The sequence below is a fragment of the Kribbella pittospori genome (genome assembly GCF_004331465.1).
Taxonomy (GTDB): Bacteria; Actinomycetota; Actinomycetes; order Propionibacteriales; family Kribbellaceae; genus Kribbella; species Kribbella pittospori.
The window spans coordinates 526574-550051 of sequence record NZ_SJKB01000004.1; the positions used below are offsets into that span (position 1 = coordinate 526574).

A 23478-nucleotide genomic window follows, 5' to 3' on the forward strand; every position below is an offset into this window, starting at 1 on the left:
CGTGCCACCCGCGACCCCTGCGACTCCAGCCGGGCCACGGCCCGGCGGATCCTGACAAGCGAATGTGAGCTTTCCGGCGGATCGGTCCGGAGACTCCTTAGGATCCCGGCATGACTGTGTCGCGTGAGTTCCTTGCCGGGTTGCCGAAGGCCGAACTGCATGTCCACCACGTCGGAAGCGCGTCGCCGCGGATCGTGGCCGAGCTCGCCGCGCGGCATCCCGAGTCGCCGGTGCCGGCCGATCCGGCCGCGCTGGCCGAGTACTTCCAGTTCACCGACTTCGCCAAGTTCATCGAGATCTATCTGAGCGTCGTCGAGCTGATCAAGACGCCCGAGGACGTCCGGCTGCTGACCTACGAGGTCGCCCGCGAGATGGCCGCGCAGAACCTGCGGTACGCCGAGCTGACCTGTACGCCATACACGTCGGTGGTCCGTGGGATCGCGCCCGAGGCGTACTGCGAGGCGATCGAGGACGCGCGGGTCGCGGCCGAGAAGGAACTCGGGATCACGCTACGGTGGATCTTCGACATCTCCGGTGAGGACGGGCTGCCGGGCGCCGACGAGACGCTGCGGATCGCGACCAAGATCCGGCCCGAGGGCCTGGTCGGGTTCGGCCTGGGCGGCCCGGAGATCGGCGTACCGCGGCCGCAGTTCCAGCCGCACTTCGAGGCGGCGCTGGCCGCTGGGCTGCACAGCGTGCCGCACGCGGGCGAGACGACCGGTCCGGAGACGATCTGGGATGCGGTCCGGGTGCTGAAGGCCGAGCGGATCGGCCACGGTACGTCGGCCATGCAGGACCCGGCGCTGGTCGACTACCTGGGTGAGCACCGGATCCCGCTCGAGGTGAGCCCGACGTCGAACATCGCCACCCGCGCGGTCGCGTCGTACGACGAGCACCCGCTGCGCGCGATGGTCGACGCCGGCCTGGTCGTCACCATCAACTCCGACGACCCGCCGATGTTCGGCACGAACCTGACCAACGAGTACGCCGTCGCCGCCCGGCTGCTCGAGCTGGACGATGCCGGTGTCGCCGAGCTCGCCAAGACCGCCGTACGGGTCTCGTTCGCCGAGGACTCCGTGAAGCACGCCCTGCTGCAGGAGATCGACGCGTATGTAAGCGCGTAATCGCTCCGCGTTATCCTTCGGGGCGTGACGGGCGATCTGCGGCTGGACCTGCTTGGCCCACTGCATGGCTGGTCGGGCGGCCGTCGGCTCGATCTCGGCCCGATCCGCCAGCAGGCTCTGCTCGCCGTTCTGGCGCTGCGGCCTAACCAGGTGATCACTCCGGACGAGTTGGTCGACCTCGTCTGGGGTGACGCCCCGCCGTCGACCGGCAGGCAGATCGTGCCGCCGTACATCTATCGGCTGCGCAAGTTGCTGCCGGAAGGTGTGCTGATCCGTACGCGGGACGGCTACAGCCTGCGGATCGCACCGGATGCGGTGGACCTGAGCCGATTCGAGGCTCTGGTCAACGCCGGTCACGCTGCCCGGGACGCAGGCCGGCTGGACGAAGCAGCAGCCCGTCTGACCGAAGCCCTCGACCTCTTCACCGGCGAGCCCCTCAGTGGGCTCGCCGGGCACTACCTGAGCGCACAGCGCCATCGCCTCACCGAGCGCCGTCTCAAAGTACTGGCGGAGCGGATCGACCTGGACCTGGAGCGAGGCAGGTACGGCGATCTGGTGCCCGAACTGGTCGCATTGGTCGAGGAGGACCGGCTGCGGGAGCACTTCGCCGGACAGCTGATGCTGGCGTACTGGCGAAGCGGCCGGAGCTCCGAGGCGCTCGACACCTACACGCAGACACGGCATGAGCTGATCGACCAGCTCGGAGTGGAGCCCGGTCCGGCACTACGCGCCATCCACGAGCGGATCCTGCAGAACGAAGAGCAGACGGAGAAGGTGAGCCGTACGGCGGTCCGGGACGAACTGCCGTACGACGGTGCCGCGTTCGTGGGCCGCGAGGACGCACTGCAACAGGTGGTCGACGCAATGGCCACCCGCGACCGGACTGTCATGCCGGTGGTGGCGATCGACGGCATGGCCGGCGTCGGCAAGACGGCTCTGGCAGTCCGGGCCGCACGGCAGCTGAGTGAGCAGTTCCCGGAAGGCAGGCTGTTCATCGACCTGCACGGCTACACGCCTGGGCGCGAGCCGGTGTCTCCCCTGCAGGCGCTGGACCGGTTGCTACGCACGCTCTCTGTCCCAGCAGACCGCATCCCTGCCGATCTGGAGGAGCGGGCCGCCTTGTGGCGTTCCGAGCTCGCTGGTCGCCGCATCCTCGTCGTACTGGACAACGCACTCGACTCTGCCGGGATTCTGCCGTTGCTGGCCGGCAGTCCGACGTGTGGCGTGCTGGTGACGAGCAGACGGCAGCTGACCGGGCTGGACGCGACTGTCCGCCTGGCACTCGACGTACTGCGGCCCGACGACGCTCGCGCACTGCTGGCGGAGATCGTGGGAGCGGATCGCGCAGCCGACCCGGAGGCTGCTGCGGCTGTGGTGAGCCACTGCGGTCATCTGCCGCTCGCGATCCGCGTCGCCGGTTCGCGGCTGCGGCATCGGCCGAGCTGGACGATCGAACATCTGAGCAAGCGCCTCGACGCAGAGGACCGACGGCTCGCGGAGCTCAGCACTGACGGTGGTGGAGTCTCCCCCGCTTTCGCCTTGTCCTACGAGCATCTGCCGGCCGACCAGCAGCGTCTGTTCCGGCTGCTCGGTGTGATGACCGGTCAGGACATCGAGCCGTACGCCGCTGCCGCACTCGCCGAGGTGGATCCGGTGGACGCGGAGGATCTGCTCGAGCAACTCGTGGATGCGAACCTGCTGCTCCAGCTACGACCAGGCCGCTTCCAGTTCCACGACCTGCTGCGGCAGTACGCCGGGACGCTGGACGCCGAGCCGGGTGCTGTCCAGCGTCTTCTGGACTACTACCTCTACGCCACCGCAGAAGCGAGTGCGGCCATCTTCAGCACGCGCCTGCACCAACTCCCCATGCCACCTCCAGTGCCGCTGCCTGTCTTCGAGACGGCTGCTGACGGGCTGGCGTGGATCGACATCGAAGGCGCCAACGTGCTGGCGACGATCCGGGTCGCGGAGGCGAGTGGCGCCGACCAGCATGCCTGGCGACTCGGTCTAGCGGTGTCCTCGTGCTTCTACCAGCGTGCGCGGATCTACGAGATGGAAGAGGCGCTGGAGCTCGCGCTGCGTGCGACCCGTCGGAACGGCGATCCGGACGCAGAGTCGCGCGTGCTGCTGTCCATCGGCAGCCTCGGCCGCTACCGCCGTGGTCCGGAGGAGAGTCTGCACACCCTGCAGCAGGCGCACAGCAAGCTGCCGGACGACGCGGACCTGGTGCTGCGGGCTCGAGTGCTCGCGTCCATCGGCTACAGCATGGCGAAGATCAGCCCGGATGCCGAGGCGATCGCCGTACTCGACGAGGCTCTGGAGGTGTCACGTCAGTCCGGCGATCGGAGCATCGCGTCCCGGGTGCTCGGGTATCTCGGGGTGACCTATGGCGACCGGCTCGAGTTCCCCGAGGCGTTGGCGGCGTACGAGAAATCGCTGCGGTTGGCGCAGGAGGTGGACGACCGGTCGGTGCAGGCCGAAGTACTGAACGGGATCGGCGAATGTCTGCTCGAGCTCGACCGCGTGGACGAGGCGGTGACCGCACTGACCACTGCACAAGAGGCGGGGATCGAACGCGGGTCCGACTACAGCCTGATCTACACGTACGCGTTCCTCAGTACGGCGTACACGCGGCGGGGGCAGTGGGCGGAGGCGCTGGAGGTCGGCCGGAAATCGCTGGCGCTGGCGCTGGACAGCGATTCGCGGCAGTCCGAGCAGAACGCGCATCTCCGGCTCGCGGAAACCTTGCTGGCCAAGGGCGATCCGGTCCAGGCGCGTCCGCATTTCGCGCGGGCGCTCGAGCTCGCTCTCGACGACGGGCAGGAATCGGTCATCACGCGCGCTGCCGATGGCCTGGCCCGAACCAGCGCGGCGGCCTGAGTGGGTTGGTTCCTGCGCGGTTCGTGGTTGGCTGGAGCGATGCGGAGAGTCTGTGGGGTGCTGGCGATGGCCGGTGTTCTGGTCGGCGTGGCCGCCTGCACCGATGTCCCCGCGAAGGTCGCCTCCACACCTGCCCCGACGAAGACAGAGCACAGTCCCTCCGCACCCGCGACACCACCACCGCCTCCAGCTCCCCCGGCGGGCAACCAGTTGCCGCGGGGCGGGCGGGTGATCTTCCCGAAGTACCAACTCGTCGGGTACGTCGGGCTGCCCGGCTCACCCGCACTCGGGCCACTGGACAAGGACCTGGAGAAGAAGGCGGCGACGCTGGAGAAGCTCTCCAGGTCGTACGCCGACGGGCGGACACCGCAGCCGGTGATGGAGCTCATCGCGGTGGTCGCGAAGGGGTCGCCGGGCAAGGACGGGCTGTATCGCGGACGGCTGGCCGACGCCGCGATCGACGAGTACCTGACGGTTGCGCGCAAGCACAAGATGCTGTTGCTGCTGGACATCCAGCCGGGCCGCGCGAAGATCCTGCCCGAGGTGAAACGGCTGGAACGCTGGCTGAAGGAGCCCGACGTCGGTCTCGCGTTCGACCCCGAGTGGGCGGTCGGTCCGGGTCAGGTCCCCGGCCGGGTCTTCGGCCATACGACCGGCGCCGAGCTGGACAGCATCGCGTCGTACCTGTCGGGTCTGGTCCGTGCCAACAACCTGCCGGAGAAGGTGTTCGTCTTCCACCAGCTCTCCACCCGGATCGTCAGCAACGAGAAGGCGCTGACCAAACACCCCGGCGTCGTCACGATCAAGTCCGTCGACGGCATCGGCGCTCCCGTCGACAAGCTCAAGACCTGGGGCAAGCTGACAGCCGCGCTTCCACCGTCCGTGCACGCCGGCTTCAAACTCTTCTACACCGAAGACGCGCGGCAGGGCCCGCTGATGACGCCACCCCAGGTCCTCGCCCTGAAGCCCCGGCCGGAGTTCGTCGTCTACGAGTAGCTAGATCCTGCGGCCGGTGCTGAACCGGTGGCGACCGGAGAGATCCAGTTGGTCGCGGACCTCGGTGAAGGACCCGGTGGCAGTGAAGACGGCAGGGGCGGATTCGCCTTGTACGTCGGCATGTTCGCAGGCGAACCAACCGCCGGGCTTGAGCAGCCGGGCCGCGGTGGCCGCGACGACCTTGATCTCGTCGAGGCCGTCGTCCCCGGACCACAGGGCGAGGGCCGGGTCGTGGTCGCGGACCTCGGCGGTGACGGACTCCCAAGCGGTCAACGGGATGTACGGCGGGTTGGCGATCACCGCATCCACCTGGCCGTCGTACTCCGGGAGGCAGCCGTCGATGTCGCCCTCGTGGAGGGTCGCACCGGTGCCGGCCAGGTTGCGACGGGCCCAGACGCAGGCCTCGGGTGACAGCTCGACGGCGTGGACCGTGCTGTCGGGACGTTCGGTCGCGACCGCGCCGGCGATCGCGCCGGAGCCGGAGCACAGGTCGACCACGAGCGGCTCAGGTACGTCGGCCAGCCGGTCAAGGATCCAGCCGACCATCACCTCGGTTTCCGGCCTCGGCACGAAAACGCCGGGTCCGACCGCCAGTTCCCGGTAGCGGAAGGCCGCCGTACCGGTCAGGTGCTGGAGGGGTTCGCGATCCGCCCGGCGAGCGATCAGCTCGTCGTACCGGCGTGCCTGGTCCTCGGTCGGGTCGCCGAGGTTGAGGCGGCTGGTGCCGGTGACGAAGGCGAGCAGTTCCGCGGCGTCGAAGTCGGGTGAGGCGACGCCCGCGTCGCGCAACCGGGCCGCGGCATCGGCGACCAGGGTCTTGGTGCTCACTGGGATTCGACGGCCTCGAGCCGCGCGGCGAGGTCGGCGTCGGTCAGCGCCTGGATCACCGGCGCCAGGTCGCCGCCGAGGACCTGGTCGAGGTTGTGCGCCTTGTAGCCGACGCGGTGGTCGGAGAAGCGGTTCTCCGGGAAGTTGTAGGTGCGGATCCGCTCGGACCGGTCGACGGTCCGGATCTGCGACCGGCGGGCGTCGGACGCCTCCTGGTCGGCGGCCTCCTGCGCGGCGGCGAGCAGCCTGGACCGCAGGACGCGCATCGCCTGCTCACGGTTCTGCAGCTGGGACTTCTCGTTCTGCATCGACACCACGATGCCGGTCGGCAGGTGGGTGATGCGGACGGCCGAGTCGGTCGTGTTCACGCTCTGCCCACCCGGACCGGACGACCGGAACACGTCGATGCGCAGATCGTTCTGGTCGATCTCGACGTCGACGTCCTCCGCCTCCGGCAGCACCAGGACGCCGGCCGCGGACGTGTGGATCCGGCCCTGCGACTCGGTCACCGGCACCCGCTGGACCCGGTGCACGCCGCCCTCGAACTTCAGCTTCGCGTACGGCGCCTCGCCCGGCTCCGGAGTGCCCTTCGCCTTCACCGCGACGGTGATCGACTTGTAGCCACCGAGGTCCGACTCCGCGGAATCCAGGACCTCGGTCTTCCAGTTCTGCGACTCGGCGTACTTCAGGTACATCTTCAGCAGATCACCGGCGAACAGGGCCGACTCGTCGCCGCCCTCGCCCGCCTTGATCTCGAGGATCGCGTCCTTGTCGTCGCTCGGATCGCGCGGCACCAGCAGCACCTGCAGCCGCTCGGCGAGCTCCTCGCGGCGGGCGGTCAGCTTGGCCGCCTCCTCCGCGAACGCCGGATCCTCGGCCGCCAGTTCCTTGGCCGCGCCGATGTCGTCCGCGGTCTGCAACCACTCGTCGTACGTGCGGACCACCGGCGCCAGCGCGGCGTACCGCTTGCCGACCCGGCGGGCGTTGGCCTGGTCGGAGTGCAGCGCCGGATCCGACATCTGCCGCTCCAGTTCGGCGTACTCCGCCTTGAGCGTCTGAACCGCCTCAAACATGCGCACTCCTCCTCTCGCAACGCTCCGCTATCCGAACCGCGCCAGCCCCGCGCAAAGGGGGTGCGGGTGGCGAAGCCCCCGCTCGCGGCAAGCGAAGCGCAGCCGCACAAACACGCGAAGGCGAGGTGGCCTGCGCTGTCCGCAGGCACACCTCGCCCATCGCCTTCGCCAGCTACTTCTTGGCGTACCGCTTCTCGAAGCGGGCCACCCGGCCACCGGTGTCGAGAATCTTCTGCTTGCCGGTGTAGAAGGGGTGGCACTGCGAACACACGTCGGCGTGGATCACGCCGTTCTCCGCGGTCGAGCGCGTGGTGAACGTGGCGCCACAGGTGCAGGTCACCGTGGTGTCCACATACGTCGGGTGGATGTCGCTCTTCAAAGGATCTCCTAGGTTCAGGTGCCCCGGGTCGCCCGCGGATGCGGACGTGAACCGGAACCGACAGACCAGTTTGCCACCCGAGGGCGGCAAACTGGTAATCGACTGTTTCTCTCAGTTCCCGTCGTCGGTGCTGCGGGCGCCGCCGGCCGACGGGGTCGTCTTGTTGACCTGGAGCAGGAACTCGATGTTCGACTTGCTCTCCTTGAGCTTGCCGATCAGGAGCTCCAGGGCCGCCTGGCCGTCGAGCGCGGACAGCACCCGGCGGAGCTTCCAGACCACGCTGGTCTCGTCCTTGCTCATCAGCAGTTCCTCGCGGCGGGTGCCGGAGGCGACCACGTCGATGGCCGGGAAGATGCGCCGGTCGGCGAACTCGCGGCGCAGCCGCAGCTCCATGTTGCCGGTGCCCTTGAACTCCTCGAAGATCACCTCGTCCATCTTCGAGCCGGTCTCGATCAGCGCGGTCGCGAGGATGGTCAGCGAGCCGCCGTCCTCGATGTTGCGGGCCGCACCGAAGAACCGCTTCGGCGGGTACAGCGCGGACGAGTCGACACCACCGGACAGGATCCGGCCGCTGGCCGGCGCCGCGATGTTGTACGCCCGCCCGAGCCGGGTGATCGAGTCGAGCAGTACGACGACGTCGTGGCCCAGCTCGACCAGCCGCTTGGCCCGCTCGATCGCCAGCTCCGCGACCGTGGTGTGGTCGTCGGCCGGACGGTCGAACGTCGAGGCGATGACCTCGCCCTTGACGGTGCGCTGCATGTCGGTGACCTCTTCGGGCCGCTCGTCCACCAGCACCACCATCAGGTGCACTTCGGGGTTGTTCGTGGTGATCGCGTTCGCCAGCGCCTGCAGCACCATCGTCTTACCGGCCTTCGGCGGCGAGACGATCAGGCCGCGCTGGCCCTTGCCGATCGGGCTGACGATGTCGACGATCCGGGTGGTGAGCACACCGGGCTCGGTCTCCAGCCGGAGCCGCTCGGTCGCGTACAGCGGGGTCAGCTTGTTGAAGTCCTGCCGCTGCTTGGCGATCTCCGGGTCCGCACCGTTGACGGTGTCGATCCGGACCAGCGGGTTGAACTTCTCCTTGCGCTCACCCTCCTGCGGCTGCTTCACCGCACCGGTGATCGCGTCACCCTTGCGCAGGCCGTAGCGCTTCACCATCGACAGCGCGACGTACACGTCGTTCGGGCCGGGCAGGTAGCCGCTGGTCCGGACGAACGCGTAGTTGTCGAGTACGTCGAGGATGCCGGCGGCCGGGACGAGGACGTCGTCCTCGCTGATCGTCGGCTCCGGGTCGAAGCGCTCGCCGCGGCCCCGGTTGCGGCTGCTGTCGCGACCGCCCTGGTTCTCCCGGGTGCGGTCGCGGTCGCGGCCCCGGCGGCGCCGGCGACGGCCCTCGCCCTCTTCGCCGCGGTCGTTCTGGTCCTGCCGGTTCCGCTGGTTGTCCCGCTGGTTGTCGCGGTCCTGGCCACCCCGGGTCTGGTTGTCCCGGCCCTGGTTGTCCCGGTTGCGGTCGCGGTTGCCGTCACGGTTCTGGTTGTCCCGGTCACGGTTCGCGTCGCGGTTGCCGTCCCGGTTGGTGTCCCGGTTCCGGTCGCGGTTGCGGTCACCGTCGCGGTTGTCGCGGTTGCGGTTCTCACCGCCCTGCTCGGTCTTCGGCTCGGCCGTCCTCGACTCGGCCGCTTCGACCGGGGTGGAGCCGTTCTGCGCGGCGCTGTCCTGCGCCGGAGCCTGCGCGGCCGGAGCCTGCGCGGCCGGCGTCTCGACGGCGACCGGCGCTGCCGTGGAGTGGTCGGCACCGGACTGGCCGGCACCGTTCTGGCCGACGGTCTTCTCGGCCGCGGCGCGGGTCCGGCGACTGCCACCCTCGCGCTTCTCGGCCCGCCCGGCCCGAGCGGCCGGTGCGTCGGCCGTGGGGGCCTCGGCGGCACCCTCGTCCAGGGTCGGCTGGCTCGACTTCGGGCGCGAACCGCCCGTGGAGCCACCGGCCTGGGCGGCCTTGATCGCCTCGATCAGCTGGCCCTTGCGCAGCGCGCCGGTGCCCTTGATGCCCAGCGTCCCGGCGAGCTGCTTGAGCTCGGGGAGCAGCATGCCCTCGAGGCCGCCTCCGGCCTTCCGGCGACGCGTGGCGGTGGTGGCCGCGGCGTCGGTACCCGGGGCCGGTGAGGTACCGGCTCCGCTGGAGGCTTCAACAGTTTCTGTCACGTGAGGTCCTTCCCACACGGATGGACGATGTCCCTGAAAGGCTCATCGCCCGGAATCATCACCCACGACCGACGAAACGGCGACGTGGGTATCAAGAGGCTCTCGCTCGATCTGAGTCCCTCCGGACGTTTCCGGCGCAGGCGGCGCAAGATCAGTCCGCTGGAGGGTCGCCACACAACACAGGGTGCCGGGAGCACAGCCCGGATCGTGGCGAGAGTTCACCGATCACCTGGAGGGGATCGGGTGAGTCGAGACTAGCACCACTGGGGGTCGTTCTGCTGACTCGAGGGATACAACGCGTGTCAATTGCCGATCATTCCCCTCCGGCCCCGGCACGCTATCCGGACTCCATCGACCAGACCTGTACGCCGACTGGATCAATGGCCAGGTCGTACCGGGTCCAGCCGTCCGGGGCGTCCGGCGTACCGCGGAAGAATGTCGGCTGACCTGCGGCTTTACCTGCCGGCGCAGAGGTTTCATCTGGGCGGCCCAGTACGGCGACCGTCGGGCCGGCACCGCTGACGATCGCGGCCAGTCCGCTCCCCCGCAACTTGTGCACCAGCGCCAGGCTTTCCGGCATCGCGGGCTCGCGGTACTCCTGATGCAGCCGGTCTTCGGTCGCAATCAGCAACAACTCCGGGCGCGTGGTCATCGCGGCGACCAACAATGCCGCTTTTCCGGCATTCGCGGACGCGTCGATGTGGGAAACAACGCCAGGCAACAATCCGCGCGCCTCCTTTGTCAGCACGCGATTGTCGGGTACATAGGTGACCACCGCGAGCCCGTCCGCAGGGTCCAATCTGATCGCCCGGCCGGCGTCCCCTTCGGTCCACGCGATCGTGAATCCACCCAGCGCGGCCGCGGCCACATTGTCCGGATGCCCTTCGATCGCGTTCGCCAGTACGACGATCCGATCGCGATCCACCGGTACGCCGGCCAGCCCGTACGCCGCCGCGAGTCCGCCGACGATCGCGGCCGACGACGACCCCAGTCCGCGGCCGTGCGGGATCCGGTTCTCGCACCGCAACGTGAATCCGGGCACCGGCACACCCAGCGCATCCAGGCCGGCACGGATCGAACGGACCACCAGATGCGACTCGTCCAGCGGCACCTCGCCCTCACCGGATCCGGTCACCTCGACAGTCACCCCGGATCCACCGGGCGTCACGACCAGGTCGTCGTACAGGGTCAAGGCCAGGCCGAGGGCATCGAAGCCCGGCCCGAGGTTGGCGCTGGTCGCGGGCACCCGGACCCGGACCTGGTCCGGCATCAGGCGAGGCCGGCGACGCGGGCGACGGCGTCGGTGTCGGCGGGTGTGACCGGGGACTCGTCCACCTTCGCGTGATCGAGCGCGGTGTCGATGTCCTTCAGGCCGTGACCTGTGACAGTGATCACGACGGTCGAGCCGCCGTGCAGCCATCCGTTCGCCTTCGCGTGCAGCAGACCGGCGACGCCGGCCGCCGACGCAGGCTCGACGAACACACCCTCGCGGGCGGCGAGCTCACGTTGTGCGGTCAGGATCTGCTCGTCGGTGACCATCTCGATCCGGCCGCCGGACTCGTCCCGGGCGGCCTCGGCCAGCGTCCAGGACGCCGGGTTCCCGACCCGGATCGCGGTCGCGGCGGTGTCCGGCTTCTCGACGATCGCGCCACGCACGATCGGAGCCGCGCCCTCGGCCTGGAAACCCCACATCTGCGGGGTCTTCGAGGCCAGCTTGTCCTTGGCGTACTCCTGGTACCCCTTCCAGTACGCCGCGATGTTGCCCGCATTGCCGACCGGGAGCAGGTGCAGGTCGGGGGCGTCGCCGAGCGCGTCGCACACCTCGAACGCCGCGGTCTTCTGACCCTCCAGACGGACCGGGTTCACCGAGTTCACCAGCGCGACCGGGTAGTGCTTGCCAAGCTCGCGGACGATCCGCAGGCAGTCGTCGAAGCCGCCGTCGATGGTCACCAGCCGTGCACCGTGAACGATCGCCTGCGCCAGCTTGCCCTTCGCGATCCGGCCGGCCGGGATCAGCACCAGCGGGACCAGCCCGGCCCGAACGGCGTACGCAGCCGCCGACGCCGAGGTGTTGCCGGTCGACGCGCACACGACGGCCTTGTCACCGGCCTGGGCGGCGAGCGAGATCGCGACCGTCATACCGCGGTCCTTGAACGAGCCGGTCGGGTTGTTGCCTTCGACCTTGAGCCAGACCTCGCACCCGGTCTGCTCGCTCAGCCACTGCGCGGCCACCAGCGGCGTCCCGCCCTCGCCGAGCGTGACCACGGGAGTGTCCGCCGAAACAGGCAGCCGGTCCCGGTACTCCTCGATCACGCCTTGCCACTGATGAGGCCGCTGCTGAGCCATGCCCTTATCCGCCTTCCACCCGCATCACACTGCTGACTTCACGAACGATGTCCATGTCGCGCAGGGTCTCCACGGTTGCGGACAACGCTGCGTCGGTCGCGGTGTGGGTGACCACCACCAACTGCGCGTCACTCCCCCGGCCCTCCTGGCGGACGGTCTGGATCGACACGTCGTGCTCGGCGAAGGCGTGGGCCACTGCCGCCAGCACACCGGCCTTGTCGGCCACGTCCAGCGACACGTGATAGCGGGTCACCGCGTCACCCATCGGCCGCACGGCCCGCTGGGTGTACGACGACTCGCCGACCCCCGGCACACCCTTGAGCCGGTTGCGCGCGGCGGACACGAGATCCCCGAGGACTGCACTGGCCGTCGGGGCGCCGCCGGCACCACGACCATAGAACATCAGCTGCCCGGCCGCCTTGGATTCCACGAAGACGGCGTTGTACGCGTCCCGGACGGAGGCGAGCGGGTGGTTCGCCGGGATCATCGCCGGGTACACCCGGGCGCTGACCGAGTCGGTCGTCTCGTCCAGCTCACAGATCGCCAGCGACTTCACCACACAGCCCATCTCGCGGGCCGAGGCGATGTCGGTCGCGGTCACGTCGGTGATGCCCTCGCGGTGTACGTCGGCGATGGAAACCCTGGTGTGGAAGGCCAAACTCGCCAGCAGCGCCGCCTTCGCGGCCGCGTCGAAGCCCTCGATGTCCGCGGTCGGGTCGGCCTCGGCGTACCCGAGTGCCTGGGCCTCCTCCAGCGCCTCGTCGAAGCCGGCGCCGGTGCTGTCCATCTTGTCCAGGATGTAGTTCGTGGTGCCGTTGACGATGCCCATCACCCGGGTCACGTCGTCACCGGCGAGCGACTCACGCAGCGGCCGCAGGATCGGGATCGCGCCGGCCACGGCCGCCTCGAAGTACAGGTCGCGCTGGTACTTCTCCGCGGCGGCGAACAGCGTCGGTCCGTCCTCCGCGAGCAGTGCCTTGTTCGCCGTGACGACGGACGCACCGTGCTCGAGCGCGGACAGGATCAGCCCGCGGGCCGGCTCCAGTCCACCGATCACCTCGATCACGAGGTCCAGGTCGCCGCGCGACACCAGGGCCTGCGCGTCGGTGGTGACCAAGGACGGGTCGACGGCGATGTCGCGCTCGCGACCGGCCCGGCGTACCGCGATGCCGGCGATCTCGAGCCGGGCGCCCACGCGGGCGGCGAGGTGATCAGCCTGCTCGGTCAGGATCCGCACGACTTCCGTGCCGACCACACCACAACCGAGCAGGCCTACCTTCAGAGGTTTGTCGTTCACTCCTCAGCCCCCATGTCGAGCAGTAGCAGGTCGTCTTCGGTCTCTCGGCGTACGACGACCCGCGTTCGACCGTCCTTCACCGCGATCACCGGTGGCCGCGGTACGTGGTTGTAGTTGCTCGCCATCGACCGGCAGTACGCACCCGTGCCCGGTACGGCGATCAGGTCGCCGGGTCGCACGTCCGACGGGAGGAACTCGTCCTTGACCACGATGTCGCCGGACTCACAGTGCTTGCCGACCACACGAGCCAGCGACGGCTCGCTGTCGGAGTAGCGGTTGGCGAGCGTGCAGGAGTAGTCGGCGTCGTACAGGGCGGTGCGGATGTTGTCGCTCATGCCGCCGTCGACCGAGACGTAGGACCGGGAGGCGCCGTAGTCGAGCTCGACCTCCTTGACCGTGCCGACCGAGTAGACCGTGCACATGGCCGGGCCGACGATCGCGCGGCCGGGCTCGATCGAGACCTTGGGCACCTCGACCTCGAAGGCGCGGCACTCGTGCTCGACGATCTTGCCGAGCTCGGTCGCCAGCTGCGCCGGATCGGACGGGTCGTCCTGGGTCGTGTAGGCGATGCCGAAGCCACCACCGAGGTCGAGGTCCGGCATGTCCACGCCGAGCTCGTCGGAAACCCTTGCGTGCAAGGCGATCACGCGCTTCGCGGCCACCTCGAAGCCGGACGAGTCGAAGATCTGCGAGCCGATGTGCGAGTGCAGGCCGAGCAGCTCCAGCTCCGGCGCTTCGTTGACCCGGGCAACGGCTTCGAAGGCGGCACCGGAGGTGATCGAGAAGCCGAACTTCTGGTCCTCGTGCGCGGTCGCGATGTACTCGTGGGTGTGCGCCTCGACGCCGGCCGTGACCCGGATCATCACCGGCGCGGTCGTCTTCCGCTCCCGGGCCAGCTCGATCAGCCGGCTGATCTCGTACTCCGAATCGACGATGATCCGGCCGACACCGGCCTCCAGCGCGCGGACCAGCTCCCGCTCGGACTTATTGTTGCCGTGGAACCCGAGCCGCTTCGGGTCGGCGCCGGCCCGGAGCGCGACGGCCAGCTCACCCCCGCTGCAGACATCCAGGTTCAGGCCTTCTTCCATCACCCAGCGGACGATCGTCGTACTGAGGAAGGCCTTTCCGGCGTAGTAGACGTCGAAGTCCTTGAAGGCGTGCTTGAACGCGCGGGCGCGGGCGCGGAAGTCGTCCTCGTCCAGCACGTACGCCGGGCTGCCGTGCTCGGCGACCAGGTCGCGGAGGTCGACACCGCCGATCACCAGTGAGCCCTCGGCCGACTTCTTCGCGGTGGACGACCACAGCTGCGGGACCAGGTCGTTGACATCGCGCGGGGTGCTCAGCCAGGCGGGCCCGCGGTGCCCGGCCTGCGCGTGCAGGGCCCCCGCCTCGTGCGCCCTCACATCCGCTCCGGAGCGGAGACGCCGAGCAGGTCCAGCCCGTTGGCGACCACGGTCCTGGTCGCGCCGACCAGGGTCAGGCGGGCCTTGTGCACCGGCTCCACCTCCTCGTCACCGCGCGGGAGCACGCGGCAGCTGTCGTAGAACTTGTGGAACGCGGACGCGGTGTCCTCCAGGTAGCGCGCGACCCGGTGCGGCTCGCGCAGCTCCGCCGCCGTTGCGACGATGCGCGGGAACTCGGCCAGCGCGCGGAGCAGGTCGCCCTCGCGCTCGTGGCTCAGCAGGCCCGGCTCGAACTCGTCCAGCTTGATGCCGAGCTCGTCCGCGTTGCGCAGGATCGACGCGAGCCGGGCGTGCGCGTACTGCACGTAGTACACCGGGTTCTCGCTGGCCTGCCGGGTCATCTCCTCGATGTCCAGCGTCAGCGGGGAGTCGGCCGGGTAGCGGCACAGCGTGTATCGCAGCGGGTCGACGCCGCCCTCCTCGACCAGCTCGGCCAGCGTGACGATGGTGCCGGCCCGCTTGGACAGCCGCATCTCCTCGCCGCCCTTGAGGATCTTCACCAGCTGGCCGATCAGGATCTCGATGTTGTGCTCGGGGTCGTCACCGGCACAGGCCGCGATCGCCTTCAGCCGGTTCACGTATCCGTGGTGGTCGGCGCCGAGCAGGTAGATACAGACGTCGAAGCCGCGCTCGCGCTTGTTCACGTAGTACGCCGCGTCGGAGGCGAAGTACGTCGGTTCGCCGTTCGAGCGGATCAGGACGCGGTCCTTGTCGTCGGTGAAGTCCGTCGTCCGCATCCACAGCGCGTCGTCCGCGTCGTACAGATGACCCTGCTCGCGGAGCTTCTCGATCGCGTGGCCGACGCCGTCCTGCTCGTGCAGGCTGCGCTCGGAGAACCAGACGTCGAACTTGGTCCGGAAGTGCTCGAGCTGGGCCTGCTGCTCCTTCAGCTGGCGCTCGTACCCCGCCTCGCGGAAGGCGATCAGCTGCTCGTCGGCGGGGAGGTCGGTGATGCCGGGGACCTCGGCGACGATCTGCTTGGCGAGGTCCAGGATGTACTCGCCGTGGTAGCCGTCCCCGGGGATCGGCTCGCCGTGCGCCGCGGCCTGCAGGCTGGCACCGAACTTGTCCATCTGGGCGCCGCGGTCGTTGATGTAGAACTCGCGGCTGACCTTCGCACCGGCCGCGGTCAGCACCCGGGCGAGCGCGTCGCCGACGGCGGCCCAGCGGGTGTGGCCGAGATGCAGCGGGCCGGTCGGGTTGGCCGAGATGAACTCCAGGTTCACCGTCTGGCCGTGCAGGCTGTCGGAACCGCCGTACGCCGGGCCGGCGTCCAGGATCGCCTGCGCGATCTTGCCCTGGGCGTCCGCCGCGACCCGGATGTTGATGAAGCCCGGACCGGCGATCTCCACCGCGGTGATCGCGTCGTCGTCCTGCAGCTTGACCGCCAGCAGCTCCGCGAACTGGCGCGGATTCAGCCCCGCGCGCTTGCCCAGTTGCATGGCGACGTTGGTGGCGTAGTCCCCGTGCTCGGGGTTCTTGGGGCGCTCGACCTTCAGCTCGCGCGGCAGCCCGCCCTCGACGGTGATGGTCCCGTCGTCGGCGAGCGCGGTCAGGGCCTGGAGGATCTTCTCAGCGAGCTGTTCCGGAGTCACCGCCTCAGCCTAATGGCCCCACCCCGAAACCCTTGACTCACCATCCACAGCCCGGTACGCGCTCAGTGCCGTGCGCTCACGACGATCTGGGCGTTCGGAGTCAGGGCGGCGTCCCAGGCAACCGGCTTCCCGTCCATCGTGGCGGTGAGTGAGGTGCAGGCGTCTGCGAGGCATTTGCCGTCGTACTTCACGCCCCAGAGGGTGAAGAACTGTTGGAGGGTGGGGCGCTCGGCGGTGGTTTTGGCCTCGACGTACACCAGGCCGTCGGCAGTGTGCGTGTGTACGGCGGCCTGCTCGGCGCGGACCCGGTCGACGCCGATGCCGGCCGGGACCTGCACCGGCTTGCCGTCGACCGAGACCGCGATCTTCAGCGTGTACGGCGACGGGCCGGAGAAATCGAGCGGGAGCCGTTCGAACCCCGCCTTGTCGATGTACGACACCCCGTCCCGCGGCGCGTCCCAGGGCGGCGGACCGGTCCGGATCTCGGCCGGACCGGGCGGCGCAGGACCCACCTGGCAGCCGCCGGCCACACTCGTCATGAGGAGCAGGGCGGCCGCCGTCGCACCCACCCGGCGCCACCTGCCTGCTCTCATGACGAGCCAGGTTGCCATGTGGCACCGGGGGTGCGGACCGCCGGGGTCAGTACTCCGACGGCATCAGGATCCAGAGCACCAGATAGATCAGGACCTGCGGGCCCGGGAGCAGACAACTGACCACGAAGATCAGCCGCATCGTGTTGGCCGAGATACCGAACCTGCGGGCCAGTCCGGCACAGACACCGCCGATCCAGCGACCGCTCGACGGGCGAACCAGTGTGCTAGCCATGAGTTCAGATTTCCTTTCCACAGATGGACTTACCTCCACTATGACTCCGAATCCGCCCGAGTCGATCCCTCCACACCGCCGATCCAGGGTCCGCTCAGGGTGCCCCGGGCGACCGGATCGGTGACCCACCTGGCGTCTTTCGTCGGGCGCCGCGCGGAGCGCACCCGATTCGGGACTCAGCGCACTTTCCTGCTACTGTTCTGACGTTCCTGAGCCCCCGTAGCTCAGGGGATAGAGCACCGCCCTCCGGAGGCGGGTGCGCAGGTTCGAATCCTGCCGGGGGCGCGACCGATCTGGCCGATCCTTGCTCGCGGAGTGCGCGAGCGGTGGATCGGTCGTTGTGTTTTGTGGGGGTGCGACCCCCACACCCCGCCCGGAGGGGCTTCGCCCCCCGGACCCCCCATCGTGGTGGCTGCTGTGGGTGCCTACGGATCCGGTGGCGGCTGTGGTTGCTGTGGTTGCTGTGGTGCCTACGGATCCGGTGGCGGCTGTGGTTGCTGTGGGTGCCTACGGATCCGGTGGCGGCTGTGGTTGCTGTGGGCGCCTACGGATCCGGTGGCGGCTGTGGTTGCTGTGGGCGCCTACGGATCCGTCTGGTGGGTTGCGGTGGGTGCCTACTGGTCCGGTTGTGGTGGTTGAGTGCGGTCGGTCACGGCGGGGTTGCTCGTAGTATTGTTGCGGGCTCTCGGTTGAAGGGGTCGGTGCTGTGAGGGCGCTGCTGGGGATTCCGTCACTGGTGCTGGGGATCGTCGTCGTGGCGATCGCGGACGGGGACGTCGCGCAACTTGTCGGGCTCGGGCTGTGGTGGGTCGGGGTGCTGCTGCTGGTGGATCTGTGGCTCGGGGACGGGCTGCCGGCTCAGTTCTTGTGGGGACTCGGGACGGCGTTGGCCGTGTGGGTCTACAGCTCGGACCGAGCCCAGGTTGTTGTCCTGGAGCATTGGGTTCTGATCATCACCGGGGTAGGCGTGGTGCTGATCTTGATGCTCCTGCAGCGATTGGGAACGGCCAGGAGGCCTCAACTGGCTGAGCCGGCCCGACCAGCGATGAAGGTGGCGGAAGGACCGGGGATCACCGGGCTGCTGCGGGTGATGGAGCGGTACGCCGTACAGGTTTCCGACCGTGGTGAGGTCGGCGGGGCGGATCCGCAGCAAGCGCTCAGGAGGTATCGGGACACTCACGGAAGCGACACGGTGTCGTCGTCCGCGGCGCCGCCCGCGTTGCAAGGTGCGGTCGTCCGGTTGGGGCGAGAACTGGAGGGCGTCCGGCAACGGCAGCCGATAGAGAGTGAAGCGTATGTCGCGGCCGTCGTGCTCACCCGGTACGCCGAGCTCCTGGCCGACCTGACGCTCGAGCAAGAGCGAGTGTGACGGTGGCCAAGGACTTCGAGAACATCGTGCAGAAGGCCCTCGCCCGGTGGGACGAGGCCCGCGGGTTCGAGGCTCGGGGAGAGCTGCGCCACGCCTTCTGGGCCTACAGCAAGGGCATCGGATACTTCCTGTCCTATCTGCGGCTGACCGATCGCCGGCACCTCGTGCCGGTTCACCACGCGATGGGAACGATGTGCCGTGAAATCGTCCGCGTGGCCGAGCTGCGTGGCTCCACCCGGGAGGCCGTGGACCATGCCCGGATGGGCCTGGCCGCCACCCATCTCGCCGCGCCGTCGGTCGGCCGGCCCGCGAAGGTCCGGCAGTTGCTCCGTACGCCGGCCGGCGAATCGATGGTCCATCGCGTCATCGGAGGTGACGCACCACCGTTGACCGTCGCTGCCCTGGTCACCGCCGCTGCGGAATCACGGCTGATGCTGGCCGATCTCCTGCGCAGGCACCCCGGGCGGCAGCCCGCAGACCGCTGGACGATCGGCACCGGTGAACGCGTCAGCTACCCGGCGTACCTCACTCGCTATCGCCGGGCGGTGCTGCCCAGCTGTGCGGGGATGGACGAGACCACGGAGATGCGGCAACTGGCCGTCGAGGCGGTCCTCACCTACGACGAGCTGTGCCGGTCACAGCACGGTTCCGAGTCCGCCGTACGCCGTGCCACCGAGACGCTGGCCCGCATCGAGGGAGTCGTCCTGTGATCACTCGGCCAGGAGCACGCTGATGGCGCGCACGGCCGACAGCTCGCTGCAGACCGGGCTGATGCGATGGGACACGGCCCGCAGGCAGGTTCAGGAAGGCGAGCGTCGTCGCGCCGCGCTGACGTACCACGTGGGGGTCCAGGACGTCCTCCTCAGCGTGACTCTGAGCCGGACCGCGCAGGCGAGTGGCAGCGGGCTCCCAGGATCCTCCGACCTCGTCGCCCTCTATCACGCGCTCGCGGCGATGACCCGCGAGGGAGTTCCCCTCATGGAACAGATCAATGCGACGAAGCCGGCCCGCCGCAACGCCCGGACAGGCCTCGCGGCCGCGCACCTGGCGGACCCGGCCCAGGGACGCCCGGAGCAGGTTGCAGGAGCCCTCGCAGCCGACGCGGAGTCGCCTCCCGTTCTCGATCTGAACGGCGACGGTCCACTGTCCGACGAAGTCCTGATCGCGGCCGCGGCCGAGGCCCGGCTGATCCTGGCCACGCTGCTGGCCGACCGGCCGGACCTCCGGCTGCCGCACCGCCGGCCGTGGTCGATCACCACCGAACCGGCTCGTCACTTCGCCTGGGAAAGACGGCGGTTCCGCTACGCGATGCTGCCGAGTTGCGCAGGGCTGTCTCCCGTGGACGAGATGCGGCAACTCGCGCAGGAGAGCCTGCTCCTCTACACGGAGCTGTGGCGAGCGAACTCTCGTCATGAGCCGGCCCGCGACCGTGCCCGGGACCTGGCCGCGCGCATCCGGAACTGATCAGTGCCGACGGCGATCTGGGGACTGCTCGGTGCTCTGCTCATCCTGGCCTGCGCGGCGCTCACCGATCGGACGCCCCGCCTGGTCCAGTACCGGTTCCCGGGGTTCGCCGCCGGCTTCCTCGCCTACGCACTGACCGGTGCGAGGGCGACCGATCACGGGTGGATCTTCGACGCCACCCACGCCACGTTGGCACTCGCGGGATGCGCCTGGTTCCTGCGCTTCGCCCGGGGGCGACGCGGAGATCCGTCGTACGACCCCGACGCCGTGGCGACCGGGACGGCCCGGGGGCACGACCACCTCCAGCGGTACTTCGTCACCGGCGACGTCGCCGCGCTGGATCAGGCCGTCGACCAGCACCGGAACGCAGTCAAGACGACAGCGCGCCAGGCGAGGCACCTCACGCACGTCGTCGCCCTCCTCGGCAGCCTGAAGGCTCGCTACGAGCGGGCCCGCCACCTGAACGACCTTGAGGACCTGATCGACACCGCCCGCGAATCCGTTGCCTCTGGCATCGGTGGAAGAACGCAACGCGGGCTGGTGCAGGCCTTGCTCAGTACGGCGCTCCGGCTGCGGTACGACCACGTCGGTGCCGTCGTCGATCTGAACGCCGCCCGGGAGGCGAGCGCGGAGTCGATCCGGCTGGTGCCCTTCGGGAGCCGCCATTTCCCGTTCTGCAGCAGCGAACTGGCCAGGTGCTTCCAGAGCGAGTACGAACGCACGCAGCACCTCGAGAGTCTCGACCTCGCAATCGCGCAGGTGCGGCAGAGCCTGAAGTCCGTCCGCCGCGGCGCCGGACGGCCGGTGGACCTGACCATGCTCTGCGTCCTGCTGGCCGAACGAGGGCGGCAGACCGAACAGTTGGGTGATCTCGACGAGGCGGTCGAGGCCGGCCGGAAGGCCCTGACCAGCACAGCACCGACCGATCGCCTCTTCCTCCCGTGCCAGAACAATCTGGCCATCGCGCTGCGGACCCGGTTCGACCTGCGTGGGCGGGTGGCCGGCGCCGTGACCGCGAACAATGGGTACGAGGTGCGGACACGGGTCGGTGACCTCGACGAGGCGATCCGGCTGGCACACCGAGCCGCGCAACTGGTCGCGGCGGACGCTCCACAACGAGCGGACCATCGCCTGAACCTTGCCCTCGCGCTGTACGCCAAGCACCAGTACGGACTGCAGCGCCACGAGGATCGCGAGCATGATCTCCACTGGGCCCTCGAGGCCGCGCGCGACGCCGCGACGCATCCCTCGGCCGATCTCGTCACCCGGATCAGGGCCGGTCTGACCTGGAGTGAGATCGCCGCATCGACCGGCGGGTACGCCGAGGCCGTGACAGCCTTCGAGCACGTCATCGAACTGTTGCCGCGCGTCGCGCCCGGCGAACTCCGGCGCTACGAGCAGGAGGACAGGCTCGGACGCTGGGCCGGCATCGCCTCCGACGCCGCGGCCTGTGCGCTCGAGGTCGGACGCTACGAGCAGGCGCTCGCGCTTTTGGAACAGGGCCGGGGCGTACTGCTGTCGCGCGAACTCGTGGTCCGCGCCGACCTGACCGCGTTGCGGGCCGCGAACCCCAGCCTCGCCACGGAGTTCGAGGAACTCCGGCCCACGTTCGACGCGACGCCGATGGCGTCGACCGACGATCGGTCCCGCCGAGCGCGACGTCAGCGGGACGAGCGGTGGGAGGAGTTGGTGCAGCGGATCCGCAGTGAGCCCGGATTCGAGGACTTCGCCAGGCCGCCGAGTGTCGAGCGGATCCTCGAGCAGGGCTCGAAGGGGCCGGTGGTGTACCTCAACGTCAGCCGGTATCGGTCGGACGCCATCATCGTCCAGCCGGACGGCCTCAGCACGTGGCCGCTGCGCGTCACCCCGGACGACGCGATCGAGCAGAACCGCCGGCTCCAGCTCGCTCTGCGCCCCGGCGACCTCATCGACCCGGATCGTCAGGAGGTCGTGCACGACGTACTGGCCTGGCTCTGGGACCGCGTCGCCGAACCGGTGCTGGACGCGGCCGGGATTCCGGTCCCGGCGGCACAGGCCGAGCTGCCGCGGATCTGGTGGATTCCGGTCGGGCTACTGGCTCCCTTTCCGATTCATGCTGCCGGTCGCCACCTCACCGACGCGGCCTCGTCTGTTCTGGACCGGGCGATCTCTTCCTATGCACCGACGGTCCGGATTCTCGCGGCGGCGCGGGCGCGGTACGGCGGTCGATCCGGGCCACGCCCGCTGGTCGTCGCGATGTCGCAGACGCGCGGCGCCGAGCCGCTCGGCAACGCGGCGGCGGAGGCCGAGCTGGTGCGGACGCTGTTCCCGGGCTCAACGGTCCTCACGAACCATGCAGCGACCAGACAACAAGTACTGGACGAGTTGCGGCGCCACGACTGGGTCCATCTCGCCTGTCACGGCATCGTCGATCCGCTGAGCCCGTCACGCGGTCGCCTCCTGCTGGGTGATCACGAAGAGCACCCGCTGACGACGGCCGACATCTCCGGTCTCGAGCTACCGGATGCGGCCCTTGCCTACCTCTCGTCCTGCGGGAGTGCCCGCACCGGTGCCCGCCACGCCGACGAAGCACTCCACTTCGCGACCGCGTTCCAGGTCGCCGGGTTCAGCGATGTCATCGCGACCCTCTGGAGCATGCCCGACCGGGTGGCGCAGGGGTTCGCCGCCGACACCTACGCCGAACTGAGCCGCGCGAACACCGCGCCGTACGCCGCGCATGCCGTGCACCAGGCCACCCGCCAAGCGCGATCGAGATACCCGAACCTTCCGGGGGTCTGGGCGGGCCTGGTGCATCTAGGACGCTGAAGGCTCCGAGTTCTCGCCTGATCGGGGAGCCACCTTGGATGCCCCGGCCGGCTCGGACGGCGCCTCCGTCGGCTCAGGTACGTCGTCGTCCGGCGTGTAGCCGCGGTGGTGGACCGGGTCGCTCATCAGCTCCCGCTCGTACGGCGTCAGCTCGCGGCGATTCGTCATGCCTGCACCGGCCGCCTTTCCTGCGCTTGCTCGGGCAGCAGCAATTCAAGCAGGTCGACGTCGGCGCCGCGAACGTGCAGTCCGGCGCTGCGCGCGATCGGCCGGACGAACCGCCCGGCGGGATCCATCACCCAGGAACTCTGCAGGAACACCTCCGGCGGCTGCGGGTACGAGCTCGCGTACGACCTGGACCCGTACCACCCACCGGCCCACGTGCCGTCCTTCAACCGGACCCGGACGAAGCACGATCCCCTGTTCTCGAACATCCGGTCCCACGCGGTCGGCGTACTGCGGTATCGGGCCGACCGCAGTGTGCGGCGCTGCCACCAGGTGACACCGCCGGCTGCGGCGGCGGGGACCACGACGAACAGCAGCAGTCCCAGCAGGCCCGCCTGGCGGGCATCATCGGTGAGGCCCTGCCAGCCTTGGGTGCCGACGCGGCGAGCCAGCCGGACCAGTGCGGGACCGGCCACGATCAGGTACAGCAGATTCAGCAGGATCGACGCCGCGATGGAGCGCAGTACGCGTTCGGAGAGGTCACGCTCGCCGGGAACCGGGCCGCGCCACCGTTCGCGCAGAAACTGGTACGTGATCCCTGGCAGCACGAACAGGGCCAGCAGTGCCACCTGAAGCACGGTTGAGGGCGTTCCCATTCGCCCGA

Annotated in this window: 20 protein-coding genes and 1 tRNA gene; 8 read left to right on the top strand and 13 right to left on the bottom strand. The window is 69.4% G+C overall.

The genetic code is table 11. The features are described from left to right. Positions 1 to 110 precede the first annotated feature (110 nt). From E0H73_RS15995 to E0H73_RS16005, 3 genes are read left to right on the top strand one after another with little or no spacing between them, the layout of a single operon-like run. Positions 111 to 1124 carry an adenosine deaminase gene (locus E0H73_RS15995; protein WP_131356076.1) on the top strand — a complete coding sequence of 338 codons (1014 nt, stop codon included), beginning with the start codon at positions 111 to 113 and terminating at the stop codon, positions 1122 to 1124. 24 nt (positions 1125 to 1148) lie between these two features. Then, on the top strand, positions 1149 to 4004 hold the full coding sequence (locus E0H73_RS16000; protein ID WP_131356080.1) for an AfsR/SARP family transcriptional regulator: 2856 nt from the start codon (positions 1149 to 1151) through the stop codon (positions 4002 to 4004). 39 nt (positions 4005 to 4043) lie between these two features. Next, positions 4044 to 5000 (top strand): hypothetical protein, encoded by a 957-nt coding sequence (locus tag E0H73_RS16005; protein ID WP_131356083.1) that lies wholly within the window; start codon positions 4044 to 4046, stop codon positions 4998 to 5000. Here E0H73_RS16005 and prmC read toward each other — a convergent pair whose 3' ends face one another. The 11 genes from prmC to E0H73_RS16060 form a co-directional block, all read right to left on the bottom strand. After that, entirely contained in the window at positions 5001 to 5828 is an 828-nt protein-coding gene (prmC, locus tag E0H73_RS16010) for a peptide chain release factor N(5)-glutamine methyltransferase (RefSeq protein ID WP_131356086.1), read from the bottom strand. It lies immediately after the preceding gene. Continuing rightward, positions 5825 to 6901, bottom strand: a complete 1077-nt coding sequence (gene prfA, locus E0H73_RS16015; protein WP_131356089.1) for a peptide chain release factor 1 — start codon at positions 6899 to 6901, stop codon at positions 5825 to 5827. Before prfA ends, prmC begins: the two co-directional genes overlap by 4 nt. Before the next feature lie 172 nt (positions 6902 to 7073). Continuing rightward, positions 7074 to 7280 carry a 50S ribosomal protein L31 gene (gene rpmE / locus E0H73_RS16020; protein WP_130387310.1) on the bottom strand — a complete coding sequence of 69 codons (207 nt, stop codon included), beginning with the start codon at positions 7278 to 7280 and terminating at the stop codon, positions 7074 to 7076. Positions 7281 to 7391: 111 nt separating this feature from the next. Then, positions 7392 to 9485, bottom strand: coding sequence for a transcription termination factor Rho (rho, locus tag E0H73_RS16025; RefSeq protein ID WP_131356092.1), 2094 nt, complete (start codon positions 9483 to 9485; stop codon positions 7392 to 7394). Positions 9486 to 9822: 337 nt separating this feature from the next. Then, a complete protein-coding gene (gene thrB / locus E0H73_RS16030; RefSeq protein ID WP_131356095.1) occupies positions 9823 to 10755 on the bottom strand; it encodes a homoserine kinase in 933 nt (310 codons plus the stop codon). Further along, positions 10755 to 11831 carry a threonine synthase gene (thrC, locus tag E0H73_RS16035; RefSeq protein WP_131356098.1) on the bottom strand — a complete coding sequence of 359 codons (1077 nt, stop codon included), beginning with the start codon at positions 11829 to 11831 and terminating at the stop codon, positions 10755 to 10757. Before thrC ends, thrB begins: the two co-directional genes overlap by 1 nt. A 4-nt stretch (positions 11832 to 11835) precedes the next feature. Further along, positions 11836 to 13128, bottom strand: coding sequence for a homoserine dehydrogenase (locus E0H73_RS16040; protein ID WP_131356100.1), 1293 nt, complete (start codon positions 13126 to 13128; stop codon positions 11836 to 11838). Then, on the bottom strand, positions 13125 to 14531 hold the full coding sequence (gene lysA, locus E0H73_RS16045) for a diaminopimelate decarboxylase (protein ID WP_131356103.1): 1407 nt from the start codon (positions 14529 to 14531) through the stop codon (positions 13125 to 13127). Before lysA ends, E0H73_RS16040 begins: the two co-directional genes overlap by 4 nt. Next, positions 14528 to 16186, bottom strand: a complete 1659-nt coding sequence (gene argS / locus E0H73_RS16050) for an arginine--tRNA ligase (protein WP_131356105.1) — start codon at positions 16184 to 16186, stop codon at positions 14528 to 14530. The genes lysA and argS overlap by 4 nt, the downstream gene beginning before the upstream one ends. Positions 16187 to 16248: 62 nt before the next feature. Next, the gene (locus E0H73_RS16055) at positions 16249 to 16779 is read right to left on the bottom strand and encodes a hypothetical protein (protein ID WP_238164031.1); all 531 of its coding nucleotides are present in this window, start codon (positions 16777 to 16779) and stop codon (positions 16249 to 16251) included. A 46-nt stretch (positions 16780 to 16825) separates the two neighbouring features. Next, the gene (locus E0H73_RS16060; protein WP_131356108.1) at positions 16826 to 17011 is read right to left on the bottom strand and encodes a PspC domain-containing protein; all 186 of its coding nucleotides are present in this window, start codon (positions 17009 to 17011) and stop codon (positions 16826 to 16828) included. A 213-nt stretch (positions 17012 to 17224) separates the two neighbouring features. Here E0H73_RS16060 and E0H73_RS16065 point away from each other — a divergent pair. From E0H73_RS16065 to E0H73_RS16085, 5 genes are all read left to right on the top strand, one after another. Then, positions 17225 to 17296: transfer RNA gene (locus E0H73_RS16065), tRNA-Arg, on the top strand. 421 nt (positions 17297 to 17717) lie between these two features. Next, a complete protein-coding gene (locus E0H73_RS16070) occupies positions 17718 to 18380 on the top strand; it encodes a hypothetical protein (protein ID WP_131356111.1) in 663 nt (220 codons plus the stop codon). Then, on the top strand, positions 18377 to 19090 hold the full coding sequence (locus tag E0H73_RS16075) for a hypothetical protein (protein ID WP_131356114.1): 714 nt from the start codon (positions 18377 to 18379) through the stop codon (positions 19088 to 19090). The genes E0H73_RS16070 and E0H73_RS16075 overlap by 4 nt, the downstream gene beginning before the upstream one ends. Positions 19091 to 19112: 22 nt before the next feature. Further along, positions 19113 to 19844: a hypothetical protein gene (locus E0H73_RS16080; protein ID WP_131356117.1), complete on the top strand. Its 732-nt coding sequence runs from the start codon at positions 19113 to 19115 to the stop codon at positions 19842 to 19844. 3 nt (positions 19845 to 19847) lie between these two features. Next, entirely contained in the window at positions 19848 to 22649 is a 2802-nt protein-coding gene (locus tag E0H73_RS16085; RefSeq protein ID WP_131356120.1) for a CHAT domain-containing protein, read from the top strand. Here the strand turns inward: E0H73_RS16085 and E0H73_RS16090 are convergent. Together E0H73_RS16090 and E0H73_RS16095 are read right to left on the bottom strand one after the other, a co-directional pair. Then, the gene (locus tag E0H73_RS16090) at positions 22638 to 22817 is read right to left on the bottom strand and encodes a hypothetical protein (protein WP_131356124.1); all 180 of its coding nucleotides are present in this window, start codon (positions 22815 to 22817) and stop codon (positions 22638 to 22640) included. The two genes, E0H73_RS16085 and E0H73_RS16090, sit on opposite strands and share 12 nt — an antisense overlap. Further along, positions 22814 to 23470, bottom strand: a complete 657-nt coding sequence (locus E0H73_RS16095) for a DUF6338 family protein (RefSeq protein ID WP_131356127.1) — start codon at positions 23468 to 23470, stop codon at positions 22814 to 22816. The genes E0H73_RS16090 and E0H73_RS16095 overlap by 4 nt, the downstream gene beginning before the upstream one ends. Positions 23471 to 23478: the final 8 nt, after the last annotated feature.